Origin of the sequence: Cerasicoccus maritimus, assembly GCA_031296935.1 — a bacterium.
GTDB classification, from domain to species: domain Bacteria; phylum Verrucomicrobiota; class Verrucomicrobiia; order Opitutales; family Cerasicoccaceae; genus Cerasicoccus; species Cerasicoccus maritimus.
Genome location: JAVDPD010000009.1, coordinates 160,143 through 166,448 on the forward strand (window position 1 = coordinate 160,143; position 6,306 = coordinate 166,448).

Annotated in this window: 6 protein-coding genes, 1 tRNA gene and 1 pseudogene; 4 read left to right on the top strand and 4 right to left on the bottom strand. The window is 55.2% G+C overall.

The window, feature by feature from the left end; genetic code table 11:
* Positions 1 to 14 precede the first annotated feature (14 nt).
* Entirely contained in the window at positions 15 to 1,301 is a 1,287-nt protein-coding gene (locus RBB62_RS08395; RefSeq protein WP_309398294.1) for a citrate synthase, read from the top strand.
* Positions 1,302 to 1,474: 173 nt separating this feature from the next.
* Positions 1,475 to 2,281: a hypothetical protein gene (locus RBB62_RS08400; protein ID WP_309398295.1), complete on the top strand. Its 807-nt coding sequence runs from the start codon at positions 1,475 to 1,477 to the stop codon at positions 2,279 to 2,281.
* Between the two features lie 9 nt (positions 2,282 to 2,290).
* Here the strand turns inward: RBB62_RS08400 and RBB62_RS08405 are convergent.
* A pseudogene (locus RBB62_RS08405) lies at positions 2,291 to 2,425 on the bottom strand (RidA family protein); the annotation flags it as partial.
* Positions 2,426 to 2,447: 22 nt separating this feature from the next.
* Between RBB62_RS08405 and RBB62_RS20210 the strand changes: the two are divergent.
* On the top strand, positions 2,448 to 2,567 hold the full coding sequence (locus RBB62_RS20210; protein WP_343219080.1) for a hypothetical protein: 120 nt from the start codon (positions 2,448 to 2,450) through the stop codon (positions 2,565 to 2,567).
* Between the two features lie 143 nt (positions 2,568 to 2,710).
* Here the strand turns inward: RBB62_RS20210 and RBB62_RS08410 are convergent, their stop codons facing one another.
* The 3 genes from RBB62_RS08410 to scpB all read right to left on the bottom strand — a co-directional run bounded on the left by RBB62_RS08410 (position 2,711) and on the right by scpB (position 5,940).
* Positions 2,711 to 3,421: a hypothetical protein gene (locus RBB62_RS08410; RefSeq protein WP_309398298.1), complete on the bottom strand. Its 711-nt coding sequence runs from the start codon at positions 3,419 to 3,421 to the stop codon at positions 2,711 to 2,713.
* 32 nt (positions 3,422 to 3,453) lie between these two features.
* Complete coding sequence (locus RBB62_RS08415) at positions 3,454 to 3,912, bottom strand: RidA family protein (protein WP_309398299.1); 459 nt, start codon at positions 3,910 to 3,912, stop codon at positions 3,454 to 3,456.
* A gap of 1,173 nt (positions 3,913 to 5,085) precedes the next feature.
* Positions 5,086 to 5,940: an SMC-Scp complex subunit ScpB gene (gene scpB, locus RBB62_RS08420; protein WP_309398300.1), complete on the bottom strand. Its 855-nt coding sequence runs from the start codon at positions 5,938 to 5,940 to the stop codon at positions 5,086 to 5,088.
* Positions 5,941 to 6,123: 183 nt separating this feature from the next.
* Between scpB and RBB62_RS08425 the strand changes: the two genes are divergently transcribed.
* A tRNA-Lys gene (locus RBB62_RS08425) sits at positions 6,124 to 6,199 on the top strand.
* The last annotated feature ends 107 nt before the right edge of the window (positions 6,200 to 6,306 follow it).

A 6,306-nucleotide genomic window follows, 5' to 3' on the forward strand; every position in this document is an offset into this window, starting at 1 on the left:
AGCTTATTTCTATTATGGACGATACCGCCACTATTCGCATTGGAAACGAAAACTATACCCTCCCCATTCTCGAAGGCACCGAGGGCGAGCGCGCGATTGATACGCGCAAGCTACGCGCCCAGACTGGCTATGTGACTTACGACGAGGGCTACGGCAACACCGGCTCTTGCCAAAGCAAGATCACCTTCATCGATGGCGAGAAAGGCATCCTGCGCTACCGCGGCTACCCGATCGAAGAGCTGGCCGAGAGCTCGAACTTCATCGAGTCCGCCTACCTGACCATTTACGGCGAGCTGCCCAGCGCTGAGCAGCTTCGCACCTACTCCCGTCGCATCCTGCGCGGCGCGCCGATTCACGAGGGGATGAAGAACCTCTTCAACGGCTTCCCGTCGACCGCGCACCCGATGGCGATTCTCTCCGCGCTGCTGAACTCTCTCGGCAGCTACTACCCGGAGCTCGCCACCAACGACCGCGAGAAGGACCTCGAAAACTTTGACGACGCCGCCGCGACTCTGCTGGCCAAGGTCCGCACCGTCACCGCGATGTCCTACCGGATGAAGACCGGCAAGCCCTTCATCTACCCGAAGCACAACATCGGCTACTGCGCGAACTTCCTCCACATGATGTTCTCCGAGCCGTATCACGACTATGTCTTCCACGACGACGTGACCAAGGCGCTCGACCTGATCTTCCTCCTGCACGCCGACCACGAGCAAAACTGCTCCACCTCCACCGTTCGCATGGTGGCCTCCGGCGGCGCCAACCTCTTTGCCTCCGTGTCCGCTGGCGTCTGCGCCCTGTGGGGCCCGCTGCATGGCGGCGCAAACATGGCTGTGGTCAAGATGCTTCAGGACATCTACGACTCCGGCGACGACGGCACCAAGTTCATCGAAGGCGCCAAGACCGGCGAAACCCGTCTCATGGGCTTCGGTCACCGTGTTTATAAGAACTACGACCCGCGCGCCAAGATCCTCGGCGCCTCGGCTGAAAAGGTGCTCGCCGCGCTCAACATCAATGACCCGCTGCTCGACATCGCCCGCCGCCTCGAAACCAAGGCCCGCGAGGACGACTACTTCGTCAGCCGCAACCTTTACCCGAACGTCGACTTCTACAGCGGCATCATCCTGCGCGCGATCGGCATTCCGCTGGACATGTTCACGGTTATCTTTGCCATCGGCCGCATGCCGGGCTGGATCGCCAACTGGAAGGAGCTCGCCGAGAGCGGCGCCCGCATCCACCGCCCGCGCCAGATTTACCAAGGCCACACGCAGCGTCCTTACGTCAAGATGGAGGAGCGCTAAACGGCTTTCAGCGCGTCGCGCTGAAAGAGTTTAAAGTAAGCAAATTAAAAATTAAAGCCCGGTGGAAGCGCCGGGCTTTTTTTGCGTTTTGTATGATTCCCATTCTCATGAAATCTATTACATTTCACTGACATATGGCATCAGATCGAATACCTTGTATAAAATGCGGCGCAATGATTCTTGAAGTGACTCATCGTGTAAATGATGGGCTTTGTGGTCGCTGTAAAAAGGCGGCAGCCAACTGCGAAAGGTGTGCAGCCCCTTTGGCATGGGTTTCAAGCAAATCGCCAGGGCCCTACTATTGTGTCGAGTGCGAAGAGCAGGTTCGTCGCGATCGGATGAATCAATGTGAATTGAATTCGATTGATGCTGTTGCGTCTTGGACGTTCGCAACTGACATTGTTTGGACGATCATCGAAGAAAATTTATTTTATATTCTCGATGCTCAATTAGGCGCATTTTTGGCGAAACATCCTGACGAAGAGATTTGCTCAATGCTTTTTTATGAAGGGCCCGATTGGGATTTGAATCTCGGTCTGAATACCATAGGTGGTTTAGAAATGATGACTGAGTCATTTCGCAATCAAAACCAGAAATGGCATGGCGAGAAATCTGATGAGGAAATCATTGCAATGTATGGTCATGATGAGTGGCCATGGTCTTTCGACTATTGGGATTTCTATCCAATGGATACGCGACTAAAGCAATCAATTATCGACTATAACCGATACCACTTGGCTATGTTTGAGCGCATCGAAGTGGAGTTGGATTCGAAAGGCTACGAAGATGATGAGTATTACGAGAAAGAGGCAATTATGGATCAAATGAGACTAGAGTTTCGGCAGGCATGTTTCCGGGCGGCAACTAGACTACTTCGCTCTGATCTTATCGCTTCATTGGTCAAGGCAGATGATTTTTCGGTGCGATACTACTACGATGGTTGGGATCAGGACGCTGATTTCCAACGCTTCCTTCAGTAGGGCTGCCTCTTACTCCACCTCGACGATCATCTGGATCTCGACGGTCGTGTCCTTCGGCAAACCGCTGACGGCGACGGCGGCGCGGGCGTGCTTGCCCTTGTCGCCCAGGAGCGAGACCAGCAAGTCGGACGCGCCGTTGATCACGGTTATCTTCGCCATCGGTCGCATGCCGGGCTGGATCGCCAACTGGAAGGAGCTCGCCGAGAGCGGCGCCCGCATCCACCGCCCGCGCCAGATTTACCAAGGCCACACGCAGCGTCCTTACGTCAAGATGGAGGAGCGCTAAACGGCTTTCAGCGCGTCGCGCTGAAAGAGTTTGAAGTAAGCAAATTTAAAATTAAAGCCCGGTGGAAGCGCCGGGCTTTTTTTGATGCCATCTGACTAGAGGTAGGGCGCAGTCTCCAGACAAGCCGCAGCGCTGTAAAGGTTTCACTCAGGCTTTTTAGGAGGGTAGGTGAAGTCCTTGGGGACTGTTGTAAAGCGAATCGGAGAGGTCATGCTGTCGATAGCAAAATACTCGCTTCCGGGCAGACCATTGCCCCATATGACAAAGACTTTAGAAAATCCGGGTTCTGTAGGAAATGAAAACAAATCAAAATTCTCTGAGATGAATTCATAATCTTCCTCACTAATCACATTTCTTTGGCGATAGTCAGCCAAGCTGAGATAAGCGCCGCCCTTTTTTTCATGATAATGAACGATCTTGGTGGCGATAGCTAATAGGGCATATTGCTTTTGAGATTCTTCGCGATTAAAAATCCGTACGTCACTGGTTGCGAATGAGGGCCTGACTGCTATGGCCAGCGGCCCTTCGGTGTCGGAGTCGACTTCGAGCGTTCCCCAATATTTTACGTTGTCAGAATTTACTCGGATGAATTGGGCGTAGCCGGTTTCGGTCGTTGCGAAGAACTCTCCGCTGGAATTTGTCTTTGTCGTTGCCAGAGTCTCATTCTTTACCATCGGCCACCATGAGAACTTGAGCGCTGAGCGCTCAAAGGTGACAGTGGCATTTTCGACTGGCTGGTCGGTTACTTCATTATAAACGATTCCAGAGTATGTGGAAGGTGGCAAATTTCCCCATTCTTGGGTGCAACCAGTGCAGACTAAGGCCAACATCACAAGTATGTAAGCATGTCTCATGACTTGACCTTTATTGAGTAGCCGCGTGCCTCTTACTCCACCTCGACAATCATCTGGATCTCGACGGTCGTGTCCTTCGGCAAACCGCTGACGGCGACGGCGGCGCGGGCGTGCTTGCCCTTGTCGCCCAGGAGCGAGACCAGCAGGTCGGACGCGCCGTTGATCACGGCCGGACTGTCGGTGAAGCCTTCGTCGGCGTTGACGAAGCCGTTGACCATCACCACTTGCTTGATCGCATCCAGGCTGCCGACGGCGGACTTCACCACGGCGAGCGAATTGAGCACGCACACGGCGGCGGCGTCCTGGCCATACTTGATGTCGCGGAGCTTGCCGACTTTGCCCGTGTGCGTCATCTCGCCCTTTTGCAGGCAGATGGCACCGGCGAGGTGCAGGATGTTGCCCACGCGGACGAAGGGCACGTAGCTGCCCGCAGGCGCCGGCGCGGCCGGCAGTTCATAACCAAGTTCAGTGAGGCGTGCTTCGATCGACATGCGGTGGAGGAGATAGGAAAAAGGACAAAGATTAAAGGAAAAAGGGCAGGGGCGGTGGGCTCGCTAACGCTTACGTCGCCGTGTTTGGGTGCGGTAGGCGAGTAGGGCAAGCGCGAAAGCGAGCGTCATTGCCAAGCCCCATATCCAGTGGGTGCAGAGTAAAGCGATTGAAACGACGATATAGGCAGTGATGCCAAGGATGCTCTCCAAGGTGAATTCAATCTGCGCTAAGGTCTTCCAGAAGCTCATTTTGCGCGGTTCCGTGCGCCGATCCCGTTCTCGGCCAGTCGGAAAACGCGCCGATGGCGGCAGTTCCCACCGCTTGCAACGGGGAGGTGTTGGCGGTCGGTATTGAGGCGCGTCCATTGAATTATAACCAGTATTATCATTGGACGGGTTTGTCAACGTGGATGAGGAGCTTTGACGCCTCAGGCTCACGCTTGCTGGGCTATGGAGTGCGCCAGTCCTCTGGCGCTTTAGGATGGAACTGTGCGGATTTGAACCTTCTCCGTTTTCGAAAAATGCTAAAAGCGCCAGTGGGCTGGCGCACTCCAAACTTGCGAGGCGCAGGCTAAATTTGTCTTAAAAAAATGCTCGCGCGTTCACTTTTTGGGTTGCGGAATTGGCGCAAATGTTTAGTGTTTTCTTGTTTATGTATTAACTGTCCGAGTGGCAGCATTTTCCCAAGCCAAATACCGCCATGAATCACTCTCTCAGCCAGTTTGAAACGCCGCCTTAGCTGGGGCGTCGTAGTTAAGTCGCGCAGCGTGGACGCTTTGCGACTGCCCTTTGTCAGTGGACCGCTGGAGCGCTTGGAAAAGCGTTCTTGGACGGGGCTTATTCGACGCCTGCCGGGTGACAGCCGGTTGGTGGACGACGCCCCCAGGCCAGCCAAGTTCTTTGGCTGGACCGATGCGCGGCGACGCGCTTCCACTCCGCAGCAATGGCCAGTCTATGCCAGCAAGCGAAAGCCCGCGCGACGTCCACATTGTGGCCTACGGACCGCAATGGCCCGACCTACGCCCAAAGCCGGCGATTGGGCGGGTTGCTTGTTCTCTGACAGTTTAGGGTCTGCCTATTTACTCCCCCCCCCTGGGGGGCTCCAGTGTCCCGCTGGACCGTTAGATTTGCACCTGATGCAAATGCTAGCTTGGGAAGGGAAAGGCCAGGGTGCTAAGCGAGCTTCGGGGCTTCGTCCTCTGCGGATGGATTGATGGCCGGATCCTCTGGTGCTTCGCTTTCAGCGACTGCGGGCTCCGGCTCCGCGTCGAACTCACCGTCATCCACTGGCAGCTGTTGCTGTGGTTCTTCACTGGGCAGGCCGACATCTTGCTCGGTGACTTCCTGTTCTCCCTGAGTTGCCTGGCGAATCCACTCCGTTATCTGGCTCGGCGAAAGCACATCCGAGGCAGGGAGTTCTTCAATCGATTGAATACCGATGAACTCTAGAAATTTGTCCGTGCTGCCGTATTGAATCGGGCGACCGGGTAGGTCCGCGCGGCCAGTGACGACCACCAGCTCGTGCTCGAGGAGGCGATTGATGGCTCCATCGGCCGAGACGCCACGGATGGCTTCCAATTCAGCGCGGGTAACGGGTTGACGATAGGCGACGATGGCGAGCGTTTCCATGGCGGCCTGTGAAAGGCGCATGGGGCGAGCTTCGTTGCGCAGCAGGCGCACCCAATCTGCGTAATCGGGCGCGGTGGTGATGCGGTAGCCCGCGGGGCCTTGAACGACGCGGTAAACCTCGCGTTTTTCGATTAGCTCGGCGGAAATCGCGTCCATGGCATCGCGAATTTGTGTGGCGGTGAGGAGGGCCGGCACCTGGTCCATGATGTCGTTCAACTCGCTTTGCTCGGGCTCAAACGGCGGGCGTGATCCGGGCGGTGGGTTGGTTGGCGACTCTTCTGGGTCGTCTGAGGCCTGCTGGTGGTAGCGGGTGATAACCGCTTGAATGTCCCGAATAGACAGCGGATCAGAAGTCGACAGCAGGAGCGCGCGCAGGATTTTCTTTAAATTGAAGACCATGAGTGAAACTCACATTCAGACGAAAACCGCAGCGAAGTTCAAGCCCAAGCCTGAGGCTGACCCTAGTTGAGTGAGGGATCGAGCATTGTAGTGTTAGTTTCAAATTTGTGCTTGCGCTTGGCTTCGATCGGCTCCTTTTTAGTCAACTTTACGCTGGATCCGTATCGCGGAAACACGGCCAATGGGTCGGTAGCTCAATCGGTAGAGCAGTTGCCTTTTAAGCAATTGGTTCTGGGTTCAAGTCCCAGTCGACCCACCACTTTAAAATCGCCTGAATCCCTATATTAAAGTGAAGTAGTTACGAGGCAATCTGACAGTTGTGTGATAGACCATGGATTATCAGTCTGGTCCTAATGCAAGAACGAC

Excerpts from the sequence above, each read along its gene's own strand:
- RBB62_RS08395 (WP_309398294.1), top strand. The coding sequence starts at position 15 with ATGGACGATACCGCCACTATTCGCATTGGAAACGAAAACTATACCCTC.
- RBB62_RS08400 (WP_309398295.1), top strand. The coding sequence starts at position 1,475 with ATGATTCTTGAAGTGACTCATCGTGTAAATGATGGGCTTTGTGGTCGC.
- RBB62_RS20210 (WP_343219080.1), top strand. The coding sequence starts at position 2,448 with ATGCCGGGCTGGATCGCCAACTGGAAGGAGCTCGCCGAGAGCGGCGCC.
- RBB62_RS08410 (WP_309398298.1), bottom strand. The coding sequence starts at position 3,421 with ATGAGACATGCTTACATACTTGTGATGTTGGCCTTAGTCTGCACTGGT.
- RBB62_RS08415 (WP_309398299.1), bottom strand. The coding sequence starts at position 3,912 with ATGTCGATCGAAGCACGCCTCACTGAACTTGGTTATGAACTGCCGGCC.
- scpB (WP_309398300.1), bottom strand. The coding sequence starts at position 5,940 with ATGGTCTTCAATTTAAAGAAAATCCTGCGCGCGCTCCTGCTGTCGACT.